This is a genomic window from Eubacterium sp. BL-380-WT-2B (assembly GCF_009696115.1).
In the GTDB taxonomy this organism is placed as follows: domain Bacteria; phylum Bacillota; class Clostridia; order Eubacteriales; family Eubacteriaceae; genus Eubacterium; species Eubacterium callanderi.
The window spans coordinates 286046-312909 of the sequence record NZ_VUMP01000007.1; the positions used below are offsets into that span (position 1 = coordinate 286046).

At 49.1% G+C, this 26864-nt stretch carries 25 protein-coding genes and 1 riboswitch; of the genes, 2 read left to right on the plus strand and 23 right to left on the minus strand.

The genetic code is table 11. The features are described from left to right. The 12 genes from FYJ53_RS15805 to FYJ53_RS15860 all read right to left on the minus strand — a co-directional run bounded on the left by FYJ53_RS15805 (position 1) and on the right by FYJ53_RS15860 (position 13340). On the minus strand, positions 1-1500 hold the full coding sequence (locus tag FYJ53_RS15805; protein ID WP_148427557.1) for a cobyric acid synthase: 1500 nt from the start codon (positions 1498-1500) through the stop codon (positions 1-3). Between the two features lie 46 nt (positions 1501-1546). Then, positions 1547-2299 carry a precorrin-6A reductase gene (gene cobK, locus FYJ53_RS15810; RefSeq protein WP_013379115.1) on the minus strand — a complete coding sequence of 251 codons (753 nt, stop codon included), beginning with the start codon at positions 2297-2299 and terminating at the stop codon, positions 1547-1549. Then, positions 2296-3036: a precorrin-3B C(17)-methyltransferase gene (gene cobJ / locus FYJ53_RS15815; RefSeq protein WP_013379114.1), complete on the minus strand. Its 741-nt coding sequence runs from the start codon at positions 3034-3036 to the stop codon at positions 2296-2298. Before cobJ ends, cobK begins: the two co-directional genes overlap by 4 nt. Positions 3037-3122: 86 nt before the next feature. Further along, positions 3123-4166, minus strand: a complete 1044-nt coding sequence (locus tag FYJ53_RS15820) for a cobalt-precorrin 5A hydrolase (protein ID WP_148427920.1) — start codon at positions 4164-4166, stop codon at positions 3123-3125. A 30-nt stretch (positions 4167-4196) separates the two neighbouring features. Next, complete coding sequence (cobM, locus tag FYJ53_RS15825; RefSeq protein WP_148427559.1) at positions 4197-4958, minus strand: precorrin-4 C(11)-methyltransferase; 762 nt, start codon at positions 4956-4958, stop codon at positions 4197-4199. A gap of 135 nt (positions 4959-5093) precedes the next feature. Then, positions 5094-5888 carry a sirohydrochlorin cobaltochelatase gene (locus FYJ53_RS15830; protein ID WP_148427561.1) on the minus strand — a complete coding sequence of 265 codons (795 nt, stop codon included), beginning with the start codon at positions 5886-5888 and terminating at the stop codon, positions 5094-5096. A 25-nt stretch (positions 5889-5913) separates the two neighbouring features. Further along, positions 5914-7203, minus strand: a complete 1290-nt coding sequence (hemL, locus tag FYJ53_RS15835) for a glutamate-1-semialdehyde 2,1-aminomutase (protein WP_148427563.1) — start codon at positions 7201-7203, stop codon at positions 5914-5916. A 13-nt stretch (positions 7204-7216) separates the two neighbouring features. Beyond that, positions 7217-8182, minus strand: coding sequence for a porphobilinogen synthase (gene hemB / locus FYJ53_RS15840; protein WP_148427565.1), 966 nt, complete (start codon positions 8180-8182; stop codon positions 7217-7219). Between the two features lie 19 nt (positions 8183-8201). Next, on the minus strand, positions 8202-10616 hold the full coding sequence (gene hemC / locus FYJ53_RS15845; protein WP_148427567.1) for a hydroxymethylbilane synthase: 2415 nt from the start codon (positions 10614-10616) through the stop codon (positions 8202-8204). Beyond that, positions 10613-11197, minus strand: a complete 585-nt coding sequence (locus FYJ53_RS15850; RefSeq protein ID WP_013379106.1) for a bifunctional precorrin-2 dehydrogenase/sirohydrochlorin ferrochelatase — start codon at positions 11195-11197, stop codon at positions 10613-10615. Before FYJ53_RS15850 ends, hemC begins: the two co-directional genes overlap by 4 nt. After that, the gene (gene hemA, locus FYJ53_RS15855) at positions 11194-12450 is read right to left on the minus strand and encodes a glutamyl-tRNA reductase (protein ID WP_148427569.1); all 1257 of its coding nucleotides are present in this window, start codon (positions 12448-12450) and stop codon (positions 11194-11196) included. The genes FYJ53_RS15850 and hemA overlap by 4 nt, the downstream gene beginning before the upstream one ends. Before the next feature lie 164 nt (positions 12451-12614). Further along, a riboswitch (cobalamin riboswitch) is annotated at positions 12615-12803 on the minus strand. A 195-nt stretch (positions 12804-12998) separates the two neighbouring features. Then, entirely contained in the window at positions 12999-13340 is a 342-nt protein-coding gene (locus FYJ53_RS15860; RefSeq protein ID WP_013379103.1) for a helix-turn-helix domain-containing protein, read from the minus strand. 648 nt (positions 13341-13988) lie between these two features. Here FYJ53_RS15860 and FYJ53_RS15865 point away from each other — a divergent pair. Further along, positions 13989-15440: a GntR family transcriptional regulator gene (locus tag FYJ53_RS15865; RefSeq protein ID WP_148427572.1), complete on the plus strand. Its 1452-nt coding sequence runs from the start codon at positions 13989-13991 to the stop codon at positions 15438-15440. A gap of 153 nt (positions 15441-15593) precedes the next feature. Next, on the plus strand, positions 15594-16463 hold the full coding sequence (fba, locus tag FYJ53_RS15870; protein ID WP_013379100.1) for a class II fructose-1,6-bisphosphate aldolase: 870 nt from the start codon (positions 15594-15596) through the stop codon (positions 16461-16463). 63 nt (positions 16464-16526) lie between these two features. Here the strand turns inward: fba and FYJ53_RS15875 are convergent, their stop codons facing one another. The 11 genes from FYJ53_RS15875 to FYJ53_RS15925 form a co-directional block, all read right to left on the minus strand. Beyond that, a complete protein-coding gene (locus FYJ53_RS15875; protein WP_090411122.1) occupies positions 16527-16958 on the minus strand; it encodes an acetolactate synthase in 432 nt (143 codons plus the stop codon). Positions 16959-16972: 14 nt separating this feature from the next. After that, positions 16973-18274, minus strand: a complete 1302-nt coding sequence (locus FYJ53_RS15880; protein ID WP_013379098.1) for a phenylacetate--CoA ligase family protein — start codon at positions 18272-18274, stop codon at positions 16973-16975. A gap of 161 nt (positions 18275-18435) precedes the next feature. Further along, positions 18436-19014: a precorrin-6Y C5,15-methyltransferase (decarboxylating) subunit CbiT gene (cbiT, locus tag FYJ53_RS15885; protein ID WP_013379097.1), complete on the minus strand. Its 579-nt coding sequence runs from the start codon at positions 19012-19014 to the stop codon at positions 18436-18438. Further along, the gene (cbiE, locus tag FYJ53_RS15890; protein ID WP_148427574.1) at positions 19007-19633 is read right to left on the minus strand and encodes a precorrin-6y C5,15-methyltransferase (decarboxylating) subunit CbiE; all 627 of its coding nucleotides are present in this window, start codon (positions 19631-19633) and stop codon (positions 19007-19009) included. The genes cbiT and cbiE overlap by 8 nt, the downstream gene beginning before the upstream one ends. Further along, positions 19621-20748, minus strand: coding sequence for a cobalt-precorrin-5B (C(1))-methyltransferase CbiD (cbiD, locus tag FYJ53_RS15895; protein WP_148427576.1), 1128 nt, complete (start codon positions 20746-20748; stop codon positions 19621-19623). Before cbiD ends, cbiE begins: the two co-directional genes overlap by 13 nt. Before the next feature lie 88 nt (positions 20749-20836). Then, on the minus strand, positions 20837-21556 hold the full coding sequence (gene cobI / locus FYJ53_RS15900; protein WP_148427578.1) for a precorrin-2 C(20)-methyltransferase: 720 nt from the start codon (positions 21554-21556) through the stop codon (positions 20837-20839). A gap of 8 nt (positions 21557-21564) precedes the next feature. Beyond that, positions 21565-22206: a precorrin-8X methylmutase gene (locus tag FYJ53_RS15905; RefSeq protein ID WP_148427580.1), complete on the minus strand. Its 642-nt coding sequence runs from the start codon at positions 22204-22206 to the stop codon at positions 21565-21567. Positions 22207-22278: 72 nt separating this feature from the next. Then, a complete protein-coding gene (locus FYJ53_RS15910) occupies positions 22279-23157 on the minus strand; it encodes a GHMP kinase (protein WP_148427582.1) in 879 nt (292 codons plus the stop codon). After that, on the minus strand, positions 23138-24526 hold the full coding sequence (locus FYJ53_RS15915) for a cobyrinate a,c-diamide synthase (protein WP_148427584.1): 1389 nt from the start codon (positions 24524-24526) through the stop codon (positions 23138-23140). The genes FYJ53_RS15910 and FYJ53_RS15915 overlap by 20 nt, the downstream gene beginning before the upstream one ends. Positions 24527-24553: 27 nt before the next feature. Continuing rightward, the gene (locus FYJ53_RS15920) at positions 24554-25804 is read right to left on the minus strand and encodes an ABC transporter ATP-binding protein (protein ID WP_013379090.1); all 1251 of its coding nucleotides are present in this window, start codon (positions 25802-25804) and stop codon (positions 24554-24556) included. Next, positions 25804-26838 (minus strand): iron ABC transporter permease, encoded by a 1035-nt coding sequence (locus tag FYJ53_RS15925; RefSeq protein WP_148427586.1) that lies wholly within the window; start codon positions 26836-26838, stop codon positions 25804-25806. The genes FYJ53_RS15920 and FYJ53_RS15925 overlap by 1 nt, the downstream gene beginning before the upstream one ends. Between the last annotated feature and the right edge of the window lie 26 nt (positions 26839-26864).

Genomic DNA, 26864 nt, shown 5'->3' on the forward strand with positions numbered 1-26864 from the left:
TTATACTCCAATAATTTCCATTAATTTCTGCATGTCCAGATTATTTTCAACGGTTTCGGCCAGCAGATCGTATTGCTCTTCCTTAAAGGCTTTGAAATCGACCGCTTCGCTCTCTGCCGCGATGTTCTTTTTCTTTTTCAGGGTTTTAATTAATTTTTCACGGAACGCATCATTGTCAAACACGCCGTGAAGGTAGGTCCCCATGACCGTACCGTCTGCGGATACCGCGCCGTCCGAGCGCCCGTCCTCCAGCGTTGAAAAGCTCTTGGTGTCGTCGATGGGCGTGGTTTCACCCATATGGATCTCGTAGCCGGTGATGGCGCTGCCGCTCAGCCCCATATTTAAGAAATCTGCGTTGATGTGTCCTGCCACCCGTGTGGTGGTTTTTTCTTCCTCCAGCACAGTGCGCATGTTTAACAGACCCAGCCCCTTGATAGAACCGACCGTGGACTCGACGCAGTGCGGGTCACAGATCTCACCGCCGAGAATCTGGTAGCCGCCGCAAATACCGATTACCGGTACGCCGGCTGTATGCTTGGCCAGAATTTCTTCCTCCAGCCTGCTCTCCCGCAGCTTCACAATATCATCAATGGTATTTTTGCTGCCGGGTATCACAATGAGATCGGGATCGGCGCGGTGCAGCTCCCGCTGGTTCTCATAATATTCTACCTTAACATCGGGGTACATGTCAAAGACTGTGCAGTCGGTAAAGTTAGAAATATGACGCAGCCGCACCACGCCGATGGTGATGACGCCCTCGCGCTGTTCATCCCACCGCTCGGTCACGCTGTCCTCATCGTCAATGACAAGGCGCTGGTAGGGGATAACACCCAGACACGGAACGCCTACCTTTTCCTCAATCATCTCAATGCCTGGCTTCAGCAGCTCAACGTCGCCACGGAACTTATTGATGATAAAGCCCTTGATCCTTGCCTGTTCCTCTGGTTCAAGCAGCTTGATGGTACCGTAAATGGAGGCAAAGACCCCGCCGCGGTCAATATCGCCGATGAGGATAACTGGCGCGTCCACCATTTCTGCCAGCCCCATGTTCACAATATCGTTGTCACGAAGATTGATCTCCGCGGGGCTTCCCGCGCCTTCGATGGCGATGATGTTATGACTTTCTGCCAGCATATTGTAAGCGTCCATGACCACATCGGTCAGCTTTGCCTTATGGGCATGGTACTCGACCGCGTTCATGTTAAACTCAGCCTTTCCGTTCAGGATAACCTGGCAGCCCACGTCTGAGTTCGGCTTCAAAAGCACTGGATTCATCTCTACCTGCGGCTCAATTCTGGCGCATTCTGCCTGAACGACCTGAGCCCTTCCCATCTCTTTGCCATCAAGGGTTATATAAGAATTAAGCGCCATATTCTGAGATTTATAGGGCGCTACACGGTAACCTTTATTGTTCAGAATCCGGCATACTGCTGCGGTCAGCAGGCTTTTTCCCACGGATGAACCCGTCCCCTGAAACATGATATTTTTTGCCTTTTTCATTTTTTACTCCTAGCTTTAATTTTATGCGCACATTGATCTGCCTTTATTATTTATTTTCTGCCATCCAGCCGATTATTTCCTCCGCTGTATTGAATACGACCGGGTACTCAATCCTGGGGCGTTCGATAAAAATTACGCGCACGCCCATATCGGCCGCAGCACGCAGCTTCTCACTGACGCCGCCCACGTCGCCGCTGTCCTTTGTGACCAGAAAACGAATGTCGAACTGGCGGATGGTTTCCACGTTCATAGCGTAGCTGAAAGGCCCCTGCATGGCAATGATATTCTGCGGCTTGTAGCCAAGACGCTCACATTTTTCAAGCACCTTGCTCGTTGGCAGCACCCGCACGATCACACGTTCCCTGGGCAGAGGATCGTAAAACTCCAGCTGCCGGCTTCCTGTTGTCAGCAGGACATTGCCCTCCTGTTCCAAAAGGTAACGCACCGCCGATTCATAATCCGGAAACCCCAGGGTCTGCTGCCCGTCATCCATCATCCGCGGCCTTTCCAGGCGCACATAGGCGGCCCCTGCTTTATTCGAGGCCTCGATGGCGTTGAGCGAAACCTCCTTCGCGTAGGGATGGGTGGCGTCCACACAGAGCTCAATGCGCTTTTCAGCCATCAGCCCGGCCAGTCCGTCTGTCTCAAGGGCTCCGGTATGGATTTCCAGACGCGCGTTTTCCGGAAGGCTTCCGGTATTATAAGCGGTTACGGAGGAATAAAGAACGGCGCAGCCCTGTCCGAGCAGCGCCTCTGTCAGCTTGCGGCTGTCATACGTTCCTCCGAGGACCAGAATCACAGCTGGTACCCCCGCGGTGTAATCATTTTTAGATGGTCTTCTGTAATATAGGTTTTTGAATTGCCGATCACCACCATGGAAAACATGTCGATTTCTTCATCGCACATTTTTTCAAGTGTGGTGATGACGTAGCTTTCATTGGCACGCTTGGCGTTTCTGACAATGCCGACCGGTGTTTCCGGCGCTTTATATTCCAGCAGAATCTTCTGGGCTTCCACGATGTTGTCCGGACGCCCCTTGCTCTTTGGATTGTAGAGTGTCACGATAAAATCGCCTTCGCCAGCACAGCGCAAACGCTTTTTAATCATTTCCCAGTCTGTCAGCAGGTCGCTGAGACTGATGACACAGTAGTCGTGCATGAGCGGTGCGCCCAGGGTGGACGCTGCCGCATTGGCGGCGGAAATACCAGGCACCACGACCACTTCCACGTCGCTTTTCTGCTTTTCAACGATTTCCAGCATAATGCCGGCCATACCGTACACGCCAGCGTCGCCGGAGCTTACCAGTGTAACGGTTTTTCCCTGCTCAGCCAAATCCAGGCAATCCTGGCAGCGGTCGATTTCCCTGCGCATTCCAGAGGAAAGCACTTCCTTGTCGCTGATTAAATCTTTGATCAAATCAATGTAGGTTTTATAGCCTACAATTACATCCGCATCCTTCAAGGAATTTTTAGCAGCTTCTGTCATATGTTCATACAGACCTGGCCCCAGACCTGTTACGTAAATTTTTTTACTCAATCTATTTCTCCTATTAATTTTTTAGTTTCGATTATTTTAGTGCTTGATCTACAGGTCTAAAAGAAAGAAAACCGCAACGCCGTAATTCATTCTTTATTGACGACCTGCCAGACCGACAGGGTAATTCCCCCGCACTTCTGCTTCTCCAGCAAGCACTTGCCAAAGCCTGACGCCACATAGCCGCAGGGCTCGCTGACCGCGTAGAGACCTGTGGTTTTGAAAACAAAGTCCGAGCCTTCAAAACGGCTCTGTACCATTTTCACAAAATCATCCGGCACCACCTTAAGTTCTGTATCAAAGGTTTTGCAGGCCGCGTGGATGCCCCTCTCATCGGCTTTCAGGCCAATGGTGGCAAAGGCCTTGACGGACAGCGGATGGAGCGCAAGAGCGGCGAGCACCTGTCTCACCGCCTCCTCAATCCGCGCTGCCTCAGTATTCCTGCGGCAGCCGATACCGATCACGAATTTTTTCGGCACGATCTGAACAACAGGCCTCCCAGGCGGCCAGATAAACGGATCATCGGCTGAGACCACCACGCAGCCGCTGTAATCGCCGGAAAGGGCTTCCTGCTTTTCTGAAAAAACCAGATTCGGCGGTAGCACCAGCCCGGTGGTGTCACAGTTTTCCGCGTTGATAACAGCGACGGGTTCATCGTCCAGAATCAGGGCGGTTACATCCTTGGCCGCAGTGAAATCCGCAATGGTACAGCTCAGCTTTTCAGCCAGCACATCCACTGCCATACTGCCCTTTACATCGGTTCCGGTAGTAATGACGGGCTGGGCGTCCATACGCTTTGCCAGATATACGGCATTCTCATTGGCATGTCCGAGATGACCGGATAAAAGGCTGATAACATACTTCCCATCCGGGTCCATGACCAAAACGCCTGGATCCTTTGACTTATGGCCGAGATGGGGCGCAATGCTCCGAACCACAATACCTGTGGCCATGATGCATAAAACCGTATCATAGTCGGCCATGAGCGTTTTGAAAAATTCACCGATTTTTCCGCGGATCATCTGTGTGCCGGGGGCGGCGTATTTCTCCAGGGTAAAGATGTCCGGCGCTTTTTCAGGAATGTGCTCTTTTACCTCAAGGGCTTTCTGGACACCTTGTCTGGAAACAGCCACAACGGCCCATCTCTCTGTGCGCTTCATACCTTATTTTGTCGCGGTGCGGTATTCGTGAGTAAAGGACGGATCATACAGCTTGGAAAGGCTGTACTTGTCGCCCAGGAAGTCCCCGACCAGAATCTGAGCGGTTTTTGTAATACCGGCTTCCTTTACCTTATCCGCAATGGTTTCAAGGGTTCCCAGAACAACCTTCTGGTCTTCCCAGGTTGCACGCTGGATAACGGCAATGGGTGTGGTGGGCTCGTACTGGGTCATCAGGCGTTCTGCCACTTCGTCAATCATCTGAACGGACAGGAAAATGGCCATGGAAGCGTGATGCGCTGCCAGCGATTCAAGTTTTTCCTTTTCCGGCACTGGGGTGCGGCCTTCCAGACGGGTACAGATAACGGTCTGTGAAACGTCCGGCAGGGTAAATTCTTTTTTAAGAACAGAGGCTGAGGCGGTAAAGGAGCTGACGCCCGGCACCACTTCAAAGGGAATATCCTCTTCCTCCAGACGGTCCATCTGTTCGCGGATCGCACCGTAAATCGCCGGATCGCCGGTATGGACACGAACAACTTTCTTACCCTCGTTAACACCCTTGGTGATCACCTCGATGACGTCGTCCAGTGTCATGGAGGCGCTGTTGTAGATTTCAGCGTCTTCCTTGTGGCCTGCCAGCACTTCCTTGTTGACCAGAGAACCCGCGTAGATAATAATATCGGCTTCGCCAATCAAGCGCTTGCCCTTTAAGGTAATTAACTCCGGATCTCCAGGACCCGCCCCGATGAGATATACTGTGTTTTTCATTTGTACTCCTAGCTTTTATTTGATGTATTTGTTAATTTTTTTATCCGATGAATTGAAAATGGAAAATTATGGAACAAAATCGCAGAGCAGATTTGCTCTTAAATTTTCCATTTTCAATTATCAATTTTCCATTTTTCAAAGCAGTTCTTTAACGCTTGTGCCGTTCTTGGCGTGCTCTAAAAACATATCCTGAACGCCCTTAAACTGGCCGAGTCCCTTCAGAACACACTCCACTTCAAAGCCTTCGTTTTCGAGCAGTGTTTTCCATGAGTCTTCTTCGTCGCCGGCCATATCGTTGATGGCATGGTCACCGGCTACGATCATAAAAGGCGCCAGGTAAAGCTTATGGTATCCTTTTTTCTTAAGCTGCGGAATAATATCGCTCAGGCTCGGAAAACCCTCTACGGTTCCCATAAAGGCGTTTTTATAGCCTAAGTGCTTAAAGGTGTAATCCATGGCCGGATAAGTGGCATTGGCGTGATGCTCGCTGCCGTGTCCCATATAGAGCAGTGCTTCGCCCTCTTTCATTTCTGGCAGCTCACTGATGGCTGTTCTGGCCACCTGCTCATAATCGTCAATGGTTGTCAGAAGCGGCGCGCCGATGGTGAGCACATCAAAATCATTTTCAAATTTTTTGAGCTCGTTGATGGTCAAATCATATTCGTAGCCGTTGATGACGTGTGTTGTCTGGCAGACAACCTCGGTATAGCCTTCATTTTTCAGCTTTTCAAGGGCTTCGTGGGGAATGTCCACATATTCATTGTCACGCTCTCTGAGTTTCTTGATGATCATCCGCGAGGTAAAAGCGCGTCTGAAATCATAATCCGGAAAGCCTTTCTGCAAGTCTCTCTCGATGGCTCCGATGGTTTTTTCCCGGGTTTCACGATAAGATGTCCCGAAACTTATCACTAATAAAGCTTTTTTGGGCATTCTGCACTCCTTGTTCTTTTATTCTCTATGCAAGCGCCTTAAGCGCAGCCAGATTGTCGGCAATGGTCTTTTCAATATCGGCTTTGGTGTGGGCGGCTGAGACAAAAATCCCTTCAAATTGTGCCGGCGGCATCAGATTGCCGCGGTTCAGCATTTCGGCAAAATATTTTGCGTAGGTTTTTGTATCGCTGGTCATGACACTGCTAAAATCACAGATTTCCTGATCGGTAAAGAACAGGGCGCTCATTCCGCCAAAGCGCACCATCTTAGCCTTGACGCCGGTTTCCTTAATATTTTTGTTAAAACCGGCTTCCAGCTGCTTGGCGCAGTCTTCCAGATGGGTGTAAACCTCTGGGTGTTCCTTGAGATAGGTTAAGGTGTTGAGCCCCATTTTCATGGCGATGGGGTTTCCAGACAGGGTGCCTGCCTGGTAAACCGGGCCGAGCGGTGAGAGCTTTTCCATGATATCCCGCCGTCCGCCAAAGGCGCCTACCGGCATACCGCCGCCGATGATCTTGCCGAGCGTGGTGAGGTCCGGCTCAATACCCAGCACCTCCTGTGCGCCGCCAAAGGACAGCCTGAAACCTGTAATAACTTCGTCAAAAATCAGCAGAGCGCCTTCCTCCTCAGTCAGCTTTCTCAGGCCCTTCATAAAATCCGGATCCGGAGGCACAACGCCCATGTTGCCCGCAACCGGCTCGACGATGACGCAGGCGATCTCTCCTTTGTTTTCATCAAAAAGCTTTTTAACAGAATCCAGGTCATTGTAGGTTGCCACCAGAGTGTCCTTGGCCGTACCGGCGGTGACGCCAGGGCTTGTGGGTACGCCGTAGGTCAGGGTGCCGGAGCCGGATTTTACCAGCAGAGAGTCGCTGTGTCCGTGGTAGCAGCCTTCAAATTTGATGAATTTTTCACGTCCGGTATAGCCTCTGGCCAGACGGATGGCGCTCATGGTAGCCTCGGTACCAGAGTTGACCATGCGCACCATATCCATAGAGGGGTAGGCGTCAATGATCATTTCCGCCACGCGGATCTCAATTTCCGTGGGCGCGCCGTAGGTGTTGCCCTTTCTCAGCGCTTCATCAATGCCGTCGTAGTAGGCGTCCGCAGCATGGCCGAGAATCAACGGCCCCCAGGAGCAGATATAGTCGGTGTATTCATTTCCATCCGCGTCGTAGATCTTTGAGTCCTTTCCGTGGTCGATAAAGATCGGCGGCATACCCACTGACTGAAACGCGCGGACGGGGCTGTTGACCCCGCCGGGAATAACACGGTTCGCTTCTTCAAAAAGTGCAGTCGACTTTGTATGCTTCATTTTATTCTGTCCTTTACTGATATTTTTCAATCAACGCTTTTAAATCTTTTGCGAAATAGGTAATAATAATTTTGGCTCCCGCGCGTTTGATGCACAGCATGCTCTCATAAATGGCCTTTTCATCTAAGAGGCCGGCGTCCACCGCATTCCGGATCATGGCGTATTCGCCGCTGACCTGGTAGGCTGCCATTGGCAGATAAGACAATTCCCTGGCCTTTGCAATGATATCCAGATAAGGCATTGCAGGTTTTACCATGACAATGTCTGCGCCCTCCTCAATATCCAGCACGACTTCCTTCAGCGCTTCCTCGCTGTTAGCCGGGTCCATCTGGTAGCTTCTGCGGTCGCCAAAGGCCGGAGCGGAATTTGCCGCATCGCGGAACGGTCCATAGAAGGTAGACGCAAATTTGGCAGAATAGCCCATAATCGGAATGCTTTCAAATCCTGCATCGTCCAGTGCTTGACGCATGGCTTCGATATGGCCGTCCATCATGTCTGAGGGCGCTACCATATCCGCGCCGGCTTTCGCATGGCTCACGGTTACCTTACACAGGGTTTCCAGCGATTTGTCACGCTTAATATCGCCGTTGTCGTGGAAGAAACAGCAGTGTCCGTCGCTCTTGTATTCGCAGAGGCAGACGTCAGTGATGACATACATTTCCGGGTCTTTTTCCTTGACAATGCGGATGGCTTTCTGGATAATCCCATCATCCACAAAGGCTGGTGTTGCTTCCGCGTCCTTTTCATCCGGCACGCCGAACAGGATAATATAACGGATACCCAGCTCCTTCAGCTCATCCAGTTCCTTTGGCAGCATATCGAGCGACAGGTGGTACTGTCTCTTCATGGACGGGATTTCACGCTTAATATTTTCCCCGTCAACCACAAACAACGGGTAAACCACATCGCGCATGGATAATTCTGTTTCGCGGATCAGATCACGAACCGCTGCGTTTTTTCTCAATCGGGTTGGTAACATAATAATCAACTTCCTCTCTTTATTTTTCCATATTCAGAATCGCTTCAATCATTCCGGCAATGGTGTAAACCTCTGCCTGGACATCGACCATTAAACCCAGCTCTTTCATTTTGTCTGAGGTTACAGGTCCAATGGAAACGCATTTTGCATTTTTAGTATCATCCACATTTTCACTGCCAATTTTTTCCACAAAATACTGTACCGTTGTGGAGCTTGTAAAGGTGATGTAGTCAATCTCTTTATTCTTTAACATCTCCGCCACATCGACGTCGGTGTTGTCCTCGCGGACTGTTTCGTAAATCTGGTATTCATCCACCGGGCAAACCTTGCGGAGCGCCTCAACCACGTAAATCCGCGCGTTTTTGGAGCGCGGGATCAGTACCCGCGACGTTTCTGTCAAAAGCGGCATCAAACCGTCAACCAGCTCTTCACCGACATATTTTTTCGGCACAAAATCCGCGGTGATCCCCTGCTCGGCAAGCAGCGCCGCTGTTGCCGAGCCAATGGCTGTCACATGGATACTCCCGAGGGCTCTGGTATCTCTGCCCGAGGCCTTCAGCGCGTCGAAGAAAATTTCAACGCCGTTGGTGCTGGTAAAAATAATGTGGCTGTACCTGTCCAGAGATCCAAAGTTCTCGGCCAGCGCGTCGACATTCTCCGGAATCGGCTCGATTTTGATGGTCGGGTACTCAATGGCATTGCCGCCGAGCTCGGCGATCTGCGCTACCATTTTAGAGCTCTGTTCTCTGGAACGGGTTACCACGATATTTTTTCCAAAAAGGGGCTTGCTGTCAAAGAAGCGCAGCTTCTCACGCTTGGTCACCACATCGCCGACTACGATCAGGCTTGGCGCTGTGATCCTGGCTTCTGTGGCAATGCCGTAGATGGTTTCCAGTGTGCCTTCCACCACTCGCTGATAAGGGGTGGAAGCGCGGTGCACCACAGCCGCCGGCGTATTTTTATCCATCCCGTTTTTCATCAGCTCTCCGGTGATTTTTTCAAGATTTTTGACGCCCATCAAAAACACAATGGTCCCTTTGGATTTGGCCAGTACCGGCCAGTCCAGCTCAGACTCCTCAGATTTCAGATGCCCGGTAACCACCTGGAAGGAAGAGACACAGTCTCTGTGGGTAATGGGAATGCCTGCGTAAGCCAGGCCGCCGATAACCGAGGTAATCCCCGGGATCACCTCAAAGGGAACCCCGGCGTCGTAGAGCTCCTCGCCTTCCTCTCCTCCGCGTCCGAAAACATAGGGGTCGCCGCCCTTAAGGCGGACAACATTTTTTCCTTCCCTGCCCAGCCTGATCAGCAGGGCGTTGATTTCATCCTGGGGCAGCGCGTGGTTGGCGGCTCTTTTGCCCACGTATATTTTTTCACACTCGGGTTTTGTCCATTTCAGGAATTCCTCATTGACCAGCGCATCATAAACCACCGCGTCACAGGTCTTTAATTTTTCCATGGCCTTGACGGTGATCAGTCCCTTATCACCGCAGCCGCCGCCAGCCAGATAGACGGTGCCCGGTTTGATTTTTGCTTCTACCATTTCTTTCAGTTCCTTTGCCAGACGGTCTCCCATTTTTGCTTCCTCGCCCATGGCTCCCTCTGTCTGTCCTTTGTATAGAATTGTGCCGTCTTCGTTGCCGAAAAGTCCGTAAAGGGTCAGTTTTTCACCCTCCACATCACAGTATGCCCCGATAGGGATATGACAGCTGCCATTTAGACTGATCAAAAACTGGCGTTCCGCTGTCATCTGCGCCTTGGTAACCGGGTTGCTGACAGATTCCATGAGTGCCTTGACAGTTTCGTTATCCTCACGGATTTCCACTGCCAGAATCCCCTGGGCTGGGGCCGATACAAACTGGCATGGATCAAGGGGAAGGCAGGTATAATCCCCGCTCTCATAAGCACCGATGCGTTTAAGTCCCGCCGCCGCCAGAATAATGCCATCCAGTCCCTGCTCTTTCATTTTCCGGATACGGGTATCAATATTTCCGCGGATTCCCACCACTTCAAAATCCTTTCGGATATTTTTCAGCTGATAAATCCGGCGTTTGCTCCCGGTACCGATGACTGCATTTTCGGGCAGCTCCTGGATGGCGCTGATTTTATGCGGTGTCAGCAGCACATCTCTCGGGTCTTCCCGCATGGGCGGCACCGAAAGTGTGAGCCCATCGGGCAGCGCAGAGGGCATATCCTTCATGCTGTGAACCGCCATATCGATTTCACCGCTTAAGAGGGCATCCTCCAGCTCTTTGGTAAAAATACCCTTATCCCCAATTTTATCAAGGGCTTTGTGCTGTATCTTATCGCCCTTTGTCTTGATGATTTTGAGTTCAAAATCGACCTCCGGGTTTGCTTTTCTTAACTCCTCAAGAAGCCAGTTGGTCTGGACCACTGCCAGCTTACTGCCTCTTGAGCCTACAATTATTTTCATATTTTCTCCACTTCTCTCTGCAATTCTTCAATGGTTAACGCTGTCAGCCCCTTGAGCTGTCTTTTTTTTTCATCCGGTGAGGTTTCCGTTTTCAAAATATGCAGCCTCAGCTGCTTAAGCAGCCTGAGACGCTCTGCATAGCTTTCATCATATTTTTCTTCCAGCTCCCTTTTTATCTGGGTGGTCAGCGTTGGACTGGCCCCATCGGTACAGACCGAGATCGTCAAATCCCCGCGCTTTACCACTGAGGGAAAAATAAAGTCCGAATGCTCGGGGTCGTCTGAAACGTTGCACCAGATACCGCGTATTTTACAGTTTTCAAGAATCCGGGCATTCAGCTCACGCTGGTCTGTCGCCGCCACGACAAGATCCATGCCGTCAAGGGCTGTCTCGATCCGGCAGTATGCTTTGACATAACGGATGTTCTCAACCGGCTTTTCCGGAACCTCCATGTTTTTATCCACGCAGGTCACAGAACACCCATACCCGGCTAGGGTTTCCGCGCGCCGCATTCCTACCTTCCCGCCGCCGATTACAAGGGCCCTTTTCCCGGTAAAGTTGAGCAGAATCGGCCCTTTCATTGGGCCGCCTCCGCATTGCCACCTGAAAATAAAAAAGCCAGTGTTTTCTCAAAGCGCAGAATATCGTCCTCGCTGTCCAGTGTTTTTAGCTGCCTGATGGACGGCATTACCATTTCACGGAATTTTGAATGGACGATTTTTTCAAGAAATTCCTTGTCCTTCCCCTCAAACTGATAGCGCTTGTTGAGAATCTCAATGGTTTCGTCCGCCAGCTGTCCGGAAACCTGGTTAAAATGTGCCACCATGTTGTCTACCTTGGACTTGGTAATCCAGACCATGAGGCCATCGATTTCCTCTTCGATCTCAAGGGCGATCTTTTCTGCCACCCGCTCACGGTAGTGCATTTTTTCATCAATAATATCTTTAAAATTGTCAATGGTCAGCAGCTCAACCTGATCCATCTCCGAGATGGCTTCCTCAATATCCCTTGGCAGCGCCAGGTCAATGACCATGAGCGGCTTTTTGCGCTCGGGCATGAGCTCCCGTTTTAAGACCACGTGGGGTGAGGCTGTCGCCGAGATAATTACATCGATATCCCCAATGGCTTCATAGCGGTCCTCGTAGCGGATCATGTTAACACCCTCATAAATATCACGGTATTCATCCCCCGGATGATAGGTACGGTTGGTCATATAAACGCTGTTAAAGCCCTCTGCCGCCATATAACGCAGTGCCAGAAGCCCCATTTTTCCAGAACCGATGATCAGCACCTTTTTATCCGCATAGTCCTCATAACTTCTTTTAACGTGCTTAACCGCTGTCGAGCTCAGGGAAAGCGGGGTCTCGGAGATTTTATAAACGGTTTTAACCTTCTTGGCAAAGGTGACGGCTTCTCTGAAAGCCTTGGTTAAGTATTTTCCGCAGCCGTGAACAGACTGGGATAATTCAAGGGCATCCTTTACCTGGCCCAAGATCTGGTCCTCACCCAGGATCATTGAATCCAGCCCGGTCACTACCCGGTAAAGGTGAAGGATGGCTTCTCTGCCCTTTTCACAGAACAGATAATTTTCGAGATCGCCGGATTTCTCCTCGATGTAAAAATTTCTCAGCGCCTGGTCCGCTGCTTCAACGTCGCGGGTCGCCACATAAATTTCGCTTCGATTACAGGTAGAAAGAATGATCACCTCTTCGATACACGCCTCTTCCAGAAGGCTTGCAATACCCTCTTTTACGGTCCGCTTGATAAAAGCACCCTTTTCCCTGATTTCCAGAGGTGTGTCTTTATGATTGATTCCCACTACAACTAATTTCATTTCAATCCTTCTCCTTCAATCAAACATTCATTAAAAACAAATAAAAACCTCTTCATTACGTCTCCGTAAAAAAGAGGTTTGTCAACAGAATTATTTATCCACGCTGTCTATTGCGGATACTACAATTAAATTAACGTTACTAAGTTCCCTTTTCCCTGGAGGTAATTATTAGCACTCTGTCCAGTAGGTTTCCTGACTCATCGCATTATATTCTCCTTGCCTTCCCGGTTTTCATTCCAGTGGCATCATAAGGAGACTTAACGAATTACAGTGACCGGATCGCTCTGGATTTTCACCAGATTCCCTTTATCCTTTGTTTTTACCAGGGCAAAAACGAAAGAATCCAAAACAGATTTTACATTAGTCTTTCCTATTTAATTTTCGTTTCCAATTATATCACCAATCCGACTCAGGCGCTACCCCTTTTTATGGGAAATAAGCAGTTTTTTGCCAATTCCACCGAATATTTTACATATTTTCTGTAATCGGATTACAGGCAATAAAAAACCGGTCTCTTTTCCTGAGTCCGGTCATTTTATACATCCATGCTAGTTTTCTGTTTCATGGCTCATTAAAAAGAGCATCATCATTCTTTCTGCGTATTCCTTTTTTTCATCGGGGCAATGCTCCAGAATATCAAGCAGTGCAGTGTTTTTTTCTTTTTCATCCAGACTTTTGCCAAACAGGATGCTATCTGAAGACATTTTTAACGCTTCACAGAAACGTTCAAGACTCTTTAGCGAAAAGCCTTTGGTTCCCAGCTCGATGTCCGTTAAAAAAGTCTGTGTAATCCCTATTTTTCGCGCCAAATCCTCACGGCTCATGTTTAAAAAAGTTCTACGCTGCCGGATGCGCTGGCCAATTGCCTTTTGATCTAACCTTGATTCCATTGTCTTCTCCTAAATTTCAGGGAAAACCAAATAAAAAAACTGTGCAGGATAAAACCAACCATGCACAGTTATATGACACTTTTATAAAATGCTAACACAAATAAGCCCACTTATTTATAGGGTGTCCTCTTGTTTTTAGCACAAAAATAGCCTATAATAAGTAATGCGGTACGTGCCCCCCAGGGCCGTTGTGTATGGTGGTTGTGCACCTGCGCAAGCCGGATAAGTGTGCCAGCACTTTCCGGATGCCGCAATTTCTATTTAGTTTTCCCAATATATATACTTTATTATAAATCGAATCTCCTGTCAAAGCAATCTCTTTATTTAAAAACTTTTTATCTGCAATTGAAGTTATCATTTTAATTCAACCAATTATATCCTTTTTATTTGTTTTCTTATTTTTACCCGAATTTGCAATGTGAAAAACCCATTTTAAAATATTTTCAAATTTCTGTTACCTTAAAAATATTTTTCATGTGTTTAATTCTCTTCAAAATGGGTACACCTCATTCAGAGGAACACACATCTAATTCCGATATGGTAAAGGCTGACCGAAAAAGAATTTCTTTATAATTTTTTCTCAATTTAGATGTAAGTTTTAGCAAATGATGTTATACTGTTAAAATACCCCCAAAAGGAGATTGTATTTTGAAAAAAGAAATTCCATTGTATCTATTTATTTGCAGAAAGATTGAGGATGATATTTACAACGGCAAATTAAAACTGGGTGACGCCCTGCCATCTGAACCAAAAATCAGCAAACAAATGGGTGCCAGTCGTAATTCCGTTCGAAAAGCCCTGCGTCTGCTGCAGGACAACAATCTTATTTTCTGCTCCCACGGTAAAAATGCTCAGGTAATCTTTGACAGCCGCCTGCCGGAACACCGTGAGGCTTATGAAAAGCGCTTTGAAAACCGGCGTCACGGCATCAGTGATACATACCGGATGCTCTCTATTCTTTTACCCAGCACCATCACATACGGCGCTTCCAAATGCAGCCGTGAAGATTTCATGACCCTATACGAAATGACCGACAACCTGGATTCTTCCAACCCGATCGAAATGTTTGCCTTCCACTGCCGCTTTATCCGGAATATCCTGAGAAGAACAGAGAACCCCTTTGTCATCGAGCTTTTTGAACAGATCTGCGATTTTGTCCGGATCGATTCCATTCACAGCAATATTACCGGCCATACGCTCCATGAAGACCTCTCAGAGGAAGCGATCAAGGGATGGTATAAGGAACTGCTGGACCACGCCGCCAAGCAGAATTTCAAACATTTTCATCACTTACTGCTTCAGGGGCTTAATGAAATCAGCCAGCGCTTTGATGCGGCCTATATGGTGAACGCACCGGCGGCGCCTTCCGAAGCTGAAAGCTTTAACTGGTTTATTGACAATGCCCCGACACCGCTCTACCTGAGAATTGCCAGTGATATTATGTGGGAGAGCGAGAAATCCGGCAACGTGGCCGGCGATTTTCTCCCTTCCGAATCCGAACTGCGCAGAGTTTACGGCGTTTCACCGGTAACCGTCCGAAAAGCCCTGTCTATTCTGAATTCCCTCGGCCTGACCAGAACCTTTAATGGAAAGGGTACTCAAATCGTTTTTGAACGTTCCCATTCCCCGGAAGTCCTCGGACAGCTGGACGAATACCTGAGCAGTCTCCAGATTCTGCGTTATTCATGCAAAGCCATCGCTTTTGACGCTTTTAAATCCATGAGCGAAACGGACAAAAAACATATCCTTGAGCTTCTGGAAAGCAAGCGTTACAGCCGCGGTATCACCACAGCCTTAACCGATATTCTGATCTCATCAATCCAGTCCCCGGCCATGCAGAATATTTATGAGCATCTGAAAATCAAACTGGCCTATGGCGTCATTCTTAAAACCTTTGTCAGCAATGATGATTATGACCGTGTTGACCGCCTTCTGTACGGCGATATGGACAAGCTCACAAAAGCTGTCACAAACAATGACACTGCCCTGCTTGGAAAAATCATTGAAAACACTTACAGGCAGACCTACGAGTACTCAGAGCAAAAATTAAAGCTTCTCTACTCAGAGCAAATTGAAGAAATTAAAGAAAAGACCCTCTGATCCCCAAAAATGAAACCGCTTTAATAAAATCTGCAAATGATTAACCCGGGTTTTAGTACTGGAAAAATTGGTATGGGTCTTGAGACTTTTTTGCACTTAATATATAATTTAAACAGTTAGTTAAACTCAAAATTTTAGGAGGATCATTCTATTATGTTAGTATCAGCAAAAGAAATGCTTAATAAAGCAAAAGCAGGCCATTATGGTGTGGGACAGTTCAACATCAATAATCTTGAATGGACCAAAGCGGTTCTTCAGACGGCCAATGAACAGAGATCACCTGTTATCTTAGGGGTTTCTGAAGGTGCTGGAAAATATATGTGCGGCTACAAAACAGTCACCAATATGGTTAACGGAATGCTGGACGAATTAAATATCTCTGTTCCGGTTGCCCTTCATTTAGACCACGGCAGCTACGAAGGCGCAAAAGCCTGTATCGCAGCTGGCTTCTCATCCATCATGTTTGATGGTTCTCATCTGCCTTTTGATGAAAACATCGAAAAAACAAAGGAACTGGTTGAAATCTGCCGCGGCAAGGGCTTATCCCTGGAAGCAGAAGTAGGCGCCATCGGCGGTGAAGAAGACGGCGTTGTCGGAACTGGCGAATTCGCCGATCCTGAAGAATGTAAAAAGATTGCTGATTTGGGCGTCACCATGTTAGCTGCCGGAATCGGTAATATCCACGGAAAATATCCTGAAAACTGGCAGGGCTTAAACTTCGACGTTTTAGCTAAAATTCAGGAAAAAACCGGCGATATGCCCCTCGTTCTCCACGGTGGCACCGGTATTCCAGATGAAATGGTCAGAAAAGCCATTGATTTAGGCGTAGCAAAAATTAATGTAAACACCGAATGCCAGCTTGTATTTGCCGAAGCGACCAGAAAATACATTGAAGCCGGCAAAGACCTTGAAGGCAAGGGTTTTGATCCTCGTAAATTATTGGCACCTGGCACACAGGCCATCAAAGATATTGTAAAAGTAAAAATGGATCTTTTCGGTTCCACCGGAAAAGCAGACGCTTAAACAGCGCAAAAAAAGTCCGGGACGTAACTTTTCGTTACGCCCCGGTTTTTTATTTCCTTTGATTTAGAGCTCTTCGAGGTCTTCCTGAGTCAGCAGCTTCACGCCGTTTCTGGAAAGCGCTTCAATGGCTTTTTCATTGTCTTCAACCCTTAAGATCATATAAGCCAGATCCTTTTTGCGGGTAATAAAGGCATAGGTGTATTCCAGGTTGATGTTGCTGTCGCCCAGAATCTTCAAAATATTTTTCAGCGCTCCCGGTTCATCGGGCACAGCTGCTGCCAGCACTGGCGTCAGCTTAAAGATGTAACCAGCCTCCTTGAGGACTGTCGACGCTTTATAAGAATCATCCACAATGACGCGGACAATGCCAAAATCCTTGGTTTCGGCAAGGGAGAGGGCGCGCATGTCAATATCGTTTTCTGACAGCACATCCACAAAGTTCGACAACTGGCCAGCTTTGTTTTCCACAAATACGGAAATCTGTTTAATAGTCATCTTTCACACCTCATTTAATATAGATTACGTTTATCAATGACGCGAACGGCCTTGCCTTCGCTGCGGGTAATGGACTTCGGCGCAACCAGCTGAACATTGGCATAGATACCAAGCATGGCCTTGAGCGCGTCTACCAGTTCTTTTTCTCTGGCTGAAACCTCTCTCAGATTATCTGAGAACATTTCAAGGGTCATTTCAACCTGAACATCCAGCTTATCGCTGTTGTTTTCGCGGCTGACAATGATCTGATAATTTGCCGGATACCCCTTGTTTAAGAGCACTGTCTCAATCTGAGACGGGAATACATTAACGCCTTTTACGATGAGCATATCATCGCTGCGGCCCATTGGCTTGGTCATCTTGACATGGGTTCTTCCGCAGGAGCATTTTTCGCGGCTCAGAACACAGATGTCACGGGTGCGGTAGCGGAGCAGCGGGAATGCTTTTTTGGTAATGCTCGTGAATACCAGCTCGCCCTTTTCGCCATCTGGCAGCACCTCGCCGGTATTCGGGTCGATGATCTCTGCGATAAAGTGGTCCTCATTGATGTGCATACCGGTCTGTTCGCTGCATTCAAAGGATACGCCCGGTCCAGAAATTTCTGTCAGACCATAGATATCGTAGGCTTTGATGCCGAGCTTGTTCTGGATATCCTGGCGCATTTCCTCACTCCAGGCTTCCGCGCCGAAGATACCAGCTTTCAGCTTAATTTCATCCTGAAGGCCCATTTCACAGATGGTCTCGCCCAGGAACGCGGCATAGGATGGCGTACAGCAGAGAATCGTGGAGCCCAGATCCCGCATAAACTGAATCTGGCGTTCAGTATTTCCCGAAGACATCGGCAGTGTCAGGCAGCCCACCTTGTGAGAACCGCCGTTCAGGCCAGGGCCGCCGGTAAACAGGCCATAGCCGTAGGAGACATGCACTACGTCTTCCTTGGTTCCTCCGGCTGCCACAATGGCACGGGCGCAGCATTCATCCCACAGGTCAATGTCATCCTGGGTATAAAAAGCAACGACCCGGCGTCCAGTGGTGCCACTGGTAGACTGGATGCGCACACAGTTTTCCAGCGGCTCTGCCAAAAGGCCATAAGGATAGGCCTCTCTCAGGTCATCCTTTGTCAAAAACGGCAGCTTGTGTAAATCGTCCACACCCTTGATATCGTCAGGGGTCACATTTTTTTCTTCCATCAGATTTCTGTAATAAGGGACGTTTTCATAAACATGCTTAACCGTCTCCACCAAACGTTCATCCTGCCAGGCCCGGATCTGTTCCCGTGAGGCACACTCGATTTCAGGCTGGAAATAATTCTCCATAATTTTCAATTCCTCTCTGTTATTCTAAGCAGACGGCCGCTGCCGCATACTTTATTAATAATAATCTTTAATATATCATACCATTTTGGCGCTTCACCGTAAACATAAATTCTTTTGTTCCTGTGTATTAAAATTTATACTTTTTGGCGAAGAAGCAGCACCTATTCCACACTTCCGGTAATAATAAAAATCGGGTTGGAGGCTTTCAGCATGGTGAGGCCGCCGATAAACTCACCCCGGCTGACGCCCACCTGGATCATGTCCACATCGGTAAAGTACTTGCGCATCAGGGTTGTGGCCAGGGATGCGTTTTCCATGGTGACAAAGTTGGCTGCCAGCCTGCCGCCTGGGTTTAAATGCTCCTTGCACCAGATAAAAACCGCCTCAAGCTGTCCGCCGGTACCGCCGATAATCACCTTATCAACTTTTTCTTTGATTTCATCAAGCACTGCCGGCGCTTTTCCAGGAATAATGGTCACATTGCCTGCACCGAATTTTTCAATGTTCTGTTTTTCAAGCTCCAGCGCCGCGTCTTTGGCTTCGACCGCATAAACCCTTCCCTCATTTGCCGCGTAAGCCGCCTCCATAGTCAGACCGCCAGTGCCGGCGCCAATGTCTACCACAACGTCTTTTTCCTGAATGCCTAATAAAGAGATTGTCAGAATACGGACCTCTCTCTTTGTCATCGGGGCCTTTCCCCGGATGTAATCTTCATCTTTATAACCAGCTACTCTACTCATCTGCAATCACCACTACGGCCATACCTTTTTCCTTAAAGACAAGGCCTTCCTCCACTGTTAATCTTGTAATCCGTTCATCTGAATAGGAGAGATCTTCCCCAACATAGAGGAATTTTTCCCCATACCTGTTCTCCATCAACATTTTGGCAATATAGGCTGTATTATGCTCTCCGTCTGTCAGAATGCCAACCTTGTTTCCTGTTGCGACCCGCTCCAGCAAATCCTGATCCCTGCCGTGCAGGCTCATCATCTCTGCGTCCTGCCAGGTCATGCCGATTTTAGCAAAGAGATACTGCAAGGAGGATATCCCTGGGACCGCTTCGATATCCTCTGATGGAATCCTCTTTTTCGTGTAGGTTAAGAGACTGTAAAAGCCGCAGTCACCCGACACAACAATGGCTGTTTTCCGATCGGCATAGCATTCCTTCACACGCTGCATCAGCTCAGACAAGGGCGTTCCCCTGCCAATAATCATAACCTCTTTATCGGCAGCGTCAAAGCTTTCCAGGTGCCGTTCCCCGCATAAAATGACCTCAGCCTCGGCGATTTCCTTCTTAGCGATGGGGAGAATATAATCAGGATGTCCCGGCCCAAGGCTTATTACTTTTAATTTATACATAGTGCTTTTACCATATCCTTTGCCCCGGCGCTTTCACCCAAAAGACCATGTGCCTTTGAAAAAATAATGGTCTCAATTTCAATATTATCATAGACCTTTGCCTCGCAGCGCCTTTTTACCGCTTCGGCCAGATGATCAAAATATCCCGGTATTTTTTCCTCCAGCAGGTAGTCCGTCGCCTCATCGGTGGTGGTGCTGTTCATAATTTTTTCGACACATGCCTGGCTGCCGCCAAGAAGTGCGCAGTGAGCGGCCAGAATTTCCATCCGCCCGTCAGCTACTGCGCTGTGCGTGTTGAACAGGCCGCCTGCCACCTTTACCAGTTTTCCCAAATGCCCGACAAAGAGAATCTTTTTAAAGTCCATCCGCTCTGCTTCCTCAAGCATAAAGCCGATAAAATTGCTGGTTTTCACAAGCACCTCTGTATTCAAATGGATTGACTCCACAAAATCCTTGCCGTAATTGCCCGGAACAAAGATAACCGCATCAACTTCTTTTGCTTTGAGCATGGAGAGCTCCAGCCGCATGGATTCTTTGAGCGCATCCTCGCTCATGGGCTCAACGATACCGGAGGTGCCCACTATAGACAAGCCTCCGACAATACCCAGCTTGGGGTTAAAAGTCCTTTCGGCAAGAACCTCACCGTCTGGAATGGAGACCTCTACCTCATAGCCGCCTTCTGCCCCGTATTCCTTCATAACCTTCATAATTTCGCGGGTGATCATCTCCCGCGGAACCGGATTGATGGCCGGTTCCCCCACTGGCAGGCTCAGGCCTTTCAAGGTAACCTTCCCAACGCCCCTGCCGCCTTTAAAAGTAATACCGGGCTCCGCCTTTTTGGTCACCTTCACAAAAATTTTAACGCCGTTTGTAATATCCGGATCGTCGCCGCCATCCTTGATCACTGAGCAGGAAGACCACTGATCACCAATCTCACAGTCAAACAGCTCGATGGTCAGCGGCCACCCCTTTGGTGTGTCAATGCCGATGCTCTCCAGCTTCTGACCGCTAAGCAGCATGGATACCGCGCCCTTTGCCGCCGCTGTGGCGCAGGAACCTGTTGTATAGCCGTAGCGCAGCCGCTTGCCGCCTTTTTCTATATATTTTTCCAGCATATTATCCTCGCTAAAAGAGGCCTTTGCAGCACCGTTTGTGCCCCGGGCACCCCGATTTCTGCATCGGCCTCCATTTTCTTAACTCTTTTTATAATGTGATGTCATAATCCTTTTTGATCAGCAGGGTAGAAAGATAAGGAATATCACCTTTGAGCACCTCAATATCACGGATCATGCTCTGGTTTTCCATACCGATATTAGATACCAGCACAAAGGAATTTTCCAGTCCGCGTTTTTCCAGCTCCTCTGCCAGACGTTTGTTGTCCGCGCTCACCTTCATAATAACAATGTTGCGATGCGCATCCAGAATCTGCTGTACTTCCTCAATGGGCTGTGTCATTGCCACGATGCCCAGTGATTCCTCACCCTGGGTCAGCGGAACATTGATCTGCGCGGCCAGGTTACAGAAGGACGGCACGCCGGAAAGGGTCACCACCTCGACGCCCCGCTCCAGAAGGTATTCCATCACATAGGAATAGGTACTGAATACCATTGGGTCTCCAAGGGTTAAAAAGACAACGCTTTTTCCTTCTTCCAGAATTTTTTCAATTTCATCTGCGTTTTCCTTCCACTGCTTTTCCAGCGTTTCGCGCTCTGCGCTTAAGGAAATCATCGGGAAAGACATCTCCACAACGCGTGTGCGATCCGTAATGTGGCTTTCCACAATACGATATGCGATGCTTGGTTTTCCCATTTTTTTAGTCGGTGTGATGATCACATCTGCCGACTGCAGAATTTTATGTGCCTTTACTGTCAGTAAATCCGGATCTCCAGGGCCGACGCCCAAACCATAAAATATACCTTTCATTCTTCCTCTTACCAATCCCGTCCTAATTTATAAAGCATAGCGTTTAAAATCGCCGCAACCACCGGGCTTCCGCCCTTTCTGCCGTTAATGCGAATGTATGGGACCCCCAGGGCGTCCAGCTCGTCGAGTGCTTCCTTGGATTCTGCCGCACCCACAAAGCCGATGGGCGCGCCCACAATTAAATCGGGCTTTGCTTTTCCGGCCTTGATAAATTCGATGAGCTTGTACAGCGCGGTAGGCGCGTTGCCAATGGCAAAAATACCGACGGTGTCGTCATCCAGGGCTTTTTCCATGCCTACGGTCGAGCGGGTAACCCCCCGTTCCTTGGCGGCCTTTGCGACATCCTCATCGTGAACATAGTTGACAATTTCGAGCTGATGGTCTGCCAGTGCTTTTCGGTTGACCGCAACCTTGATCATGCTGGTATCCGCGTAGATTTTTTTGCCGGCCTCAAGGGCTTTCAGTCCGCTCTCAACCGCGTTGTTCTTAAATTCAATCAGGTCTGCGTACTCAAAATCAGCGGTGGTGTGAATCACACGTTTTACAATATCCGCGATCTCCGGCGGAAAGGTCTTTCCGCCGAGCTCCTCGGTAATAATTTCAAAGCTTCTCTTTTCAATTTCTTTCGGGTTGTTGATATAAGCTGTCATTTAATTTTCCTTTCGTTGTTTGCGCGGTAAATCCGCCGCTTCTCCGGCTGTGGTCTAAAAGAAAGGCCATGCTCAGTTTTCTATGGAAACCCTCAGGCCGCCGGGAATAATATTCTTCAAAAACAGCGCGTCGTAATCCTGCTTGGGAACAACGTCTAAAAATCGCTGCATAAAGGCAGTGTAGTCAAAGGCCTCCTCGCTGTAAAGCACGCCGATCACCGTGCCGCTGTGGCCGGTGATGACCCCATGACCGCCGAACGCCTCAGACAGGGCCGCCAGCGCTTCAAGATGGGGCTTGTATAAAATCTTCTGGTTTAACCGGGCGCTTTCGGTGCAGGCACGGCCAATGGCGTCGAGGTTTTTATCCTGCAGCCCCTGCTTAAAAAGGTCCAGAACCGCTTCAAACCGATCGACCTCCTCGCGCGTATAGCCATCCTGCTGACGATGAAAATTCATGGTGTTGACGGCTCCCTTGAACTCCACAATCAGAATCTGCGCTTCAAGCTGTGCCTCAAAATTTATGAGCACATCGCCGCACACATGGTTGAAAAGATTCAGCCGTTCAAACATGATATTATCGGTCGGCTCGATAAACACACAGAGCTCTGCAATGGTTTTGTCGCTGAGCCCCAGATCATAGTAGGCGCTCAGCCCCCTGGCAATCCCAGCGATATCCGCAGTGCTGCTGGCCATGCCTTTTTCAATGGGAATTTCTGAGGACATCTGGATATTAATATGATGCTTTTCCTCTCTGGGAATGCTGTATTCTGAAAAGATCAGATCAAGCATCTGAACCGCCTTGGTATCGAGCATACGGGTAGCCGGCCCTTCCACCATACGGATATTGGAATAAAGATCGACGGGACAGGATACAAGGCATGGCTGTTCCTGATAGATTCCCTGGATAAATTCTCCGCAGGAGCCGGGTGATTTAACCGTTACTGTTCTCACTATCCTGTTCCTCCAACCTTTTGATTTCTTCGGCTTTATCAAGGAGTGCCAGCAAAAACTGCGGGTTGCTGTAAAAATGGATGTGCGGGTACCCGGCAAGGGTATTGCCCTTGCAGAAGCCGCAGGTCCATTTACGGTCACCCTTGGTGATCTTGTAACGCGTGGGGATCGGCTCCTTCTCATGCACCAGGCTGTGATGGAACTCATGCCCCTTAATATGTATGGGCGTATGGTTAATCACGGTATCAATATCGATATAGCCAAAGCGCTGAAGCCGCCTGGTCATTTTGGTGTCCGCCTTAAAAAAGCCCGCCGCCTGATACTTTTCTCCATCAAGCATTTCCATACTTTCTGTCAGATACATCAGACCGCCGCATTCTGCAAAACAGGGAAGGCCGTTTTCTAAAGCCGCCCTGATGCTTTCCCTGAAAGCCTGATTCTTCTCAAGGTCTCTTCCGAACATTTCGGGAAAGCCTCCTCCGATATACAGGGCGTCCAGACCTTGCGGCAGTTCACAATCCTCAAGAGGGCTGAAGGGCACCAGCCTGACCCCCAGCTTCCTGAGGGCATTGAAATTATCCTCATAATAAAAGCTGAACGCCTTGTCCTTTGCAAACCCTATGTTCAGATCGTCATAGTGTCCTGCACAGGCGTCAAACGGATCTTCCTGAACCTGCGGTATGGCTTCTCTCCGGCTGAGCAGAAGAATCTTATCGAGGTCAATGTGTTCCTCTGCCAGCGCCGCTGCTTTTTCCACCTGCTCCCGAAGCCCCTGAAGCTCATCCACTGGAATGAGGCCCAGATGCCGGCTGTTTATAACAATATCCGGGCAGTTCGGAAAATAGCCCACGCAGGGAACTCCTGTATAGGTCTCAATCATTTTTTTTAAAAGCTGGTAGTGGGATTCCGAGGCGATCTTATTGATGATCACGCCGGCAATCCGGGTATCCGGGTCAAAATCGACATAGCCCTTTACCATGGCCGCCGCGCTTTTGGACATACCCCGGCCGTCAATAATCAAAAAGACCGGCGCGTCCACAACCTTTGACAGGTAAGCGCTGCTGCCCACATCGGTCTCCAGGCCGTGTCCGTCATAGAGCCCCATGACGCCTTCGATCACAGCGACCGAATCCACCGACAGCTTGTGGTAAAACAAAGACCGGATTGTCTCCCGATCCACCATCCAGGTATCCAGATTGGTAGATTTTTTTCCAGTGACAAAGGTGTGAAACATCGGATCAATGTAATCCGGTCCGGTTTTAAAGGGAACAACCGGACAATTCCTTTTACACAGGGCTGCCATCACCCCCATGGTTACGGTTGTTTTCCCAACATTACTGCTGACTCCTGCCAGCATAAAAGTATTCATAGCACAATCTCCCAGGTATCCCAATTTCTAACGCTGCTGAAGTATTTCCAGAAACTCGTCGTGGTCTCCGATTTCGACCACTGTTTTCTTTTCGCGTATCTTATTCAGACAGGCTTTCAGCCTGCCCTCGGTAAAATCATTATTCAGACAGTTTGCGTGCAGGTAAATCTCTGCATCCAAAGTTTCCAGACCTTCCAGATTATTGACATTGCCAAGCCCAAAGGGCACATCCGCGATCAGAACGATGTCTGCATCCTGCATCAGTTTTAAATTTTCCTGCTGCTTTTCCATGGAAATGGTGGTAAAGGGCCGCTCCCCGACAATATCGAGGTTCAGCGATTTGCAGACCAGCCAGTCATCGCTGCCCTCATTGATGACACCCGCGGTTACACGGTGTCCCATGTCGTCCAGCTCCTCAATGACCTTTGAAGCCCCGCTGCCGCCGCAGATTACATGGATATGCAGCGGATTCCGGGCCTCCTCGCCCTCCAGGACACGGATAGGCACAATCTCCGGTTTCTCAAAAACCGCGTTCTCCCGCACCAGCATTTTCATATTGTAAAGCTGTTTCAGATTCCGCTCAATGACCACATCGGCCGGCGGCCCGTCTGCTACCACCCGGCCTCCCTGAATCATGATCAGGCGCCCACAGTAGCGCGACGCCAGGTTAATATCGTGAAGGACAGCCACTACGGTCATATGGTCGTTTTTATTGAGCTGGTCGATAAGCTCCATGACCTCAATCTGATGATGCACATCCAGCGCAGAGGTGGGCTCATCCAGCAGAATAATATCCGGCTCCTGGGCAATGGCCCGGGCGATGATCACACGCTGCTTCTCACCGCCGCTCAGTTCATTGAACATGCGGCCTCTGAAGCCAAGGGTTTTGGTCATCTTCATGGCCTGCTCCACAATCCGGTAATCCTCGGCGCTCTCACGGTCCTTATAGCTCAGATAAGGATTTCGGCCCATGAGCACAATGTCCTCAGCTGTAAAATCATAATCGATGTCAAAGGACTGCGGTACCACTGCTACCATCTGAGAGCGCTCGCGCTGCTTGAGACCAGCGTTATCCCTGCCGCCCACTACGATCCGGCCGCCTGTGATGGGGAGAAGACCAGAAAGGCATTTGAGCAGCGTGGATTTACCGGTACCATTTGAGCCGATAAGGCCGACAAACTCGCCTTTATGGATATCTGCTGTAAAGCCCTTGATCACCTCTTTGCTGCCGTAACCGGTATGAACGCCTTCAAATTTCAGCATAACAGAGTCTTCCATTAACGGGCGCCTCCTCTCTTCGATTTACGCAAAAGATAAATAAAGAAAGGCCCGCCAAAGGCAGCGGTGATGATTCCTACCGGAATTTCCTGTGAGGAAACCGTCCGGGCCAGCGTATCACAGATAATGAGGAAGGTTCCTCCAAATACCAGTGAAAAGGGCAGCAGAATCCGATGCTTCGGGCCGGATAAAATCCGGACAATGTGCGGCACCACTAATCCGACAAAACCGATAATCCCTGTCACAGAAACCACCGCTGCGGTGATTACCGAGGAGACCACCAGCACCTTTTTCTTCAGGTGGTCGGTATTGACCCCAAGCTGTGTGGCGGCATCCTCGCCGAGAAGCATAATATCCAGCTCCCGGACGGTTGTGAACAGGATCAGACAGCCCATGACAACGTAAGGTAAAACAGTGATTACCTGGTCCCATCCCTTACCGTTCAGACTGCCCATGGTCCAGAACATAATCTGATTCATACTCTGGACATTGAAAATCATGAGCAGAGACATAAAAGCCGTCAGCGACTGGCTCACGGCAATCCCGCTCAGCAGCAGGGAAGCGACCGGCACTTTTCTCCCGACCTTTGAAATGTTGTACACTAAAAAGATCGCCAGAAAGGCACCAGCAAAAGCTAAAACAGCCGTTCCGTTTAATCCTAAAAAATCTGCTGAAAAGTGCATGACAATCCCGATGGACGCGCCCAGCGCCGCGCCGGAGGACACCCCAAGAATAAAAGGGTCTGCCATGGGGTTCTTGAAAATCCCCTGGTAGGCAGCGCCGCAGACCGCCAGCGCTCCGCCTGTCAGAAAGCCCAAAATGACTCTTGGCAGCCGGACATTCCAGATAATCGCAATATTACCGGCGGATATTCCCTCCATATTAACAGGCAGGTGCAGAACCTCGTGCAGTAAAATCCTGTTGGCTTCGCCAAAAGGAATGGAGGTAATGCCTACAATGGTGCATAAATAAATTAAGATCAGGCACCCCACAATGGATAAGGGCATCGCGTATCTTTTCAACTTTGTTTTCATCCGTCCTCTTCCTCAACCGTCTGTTT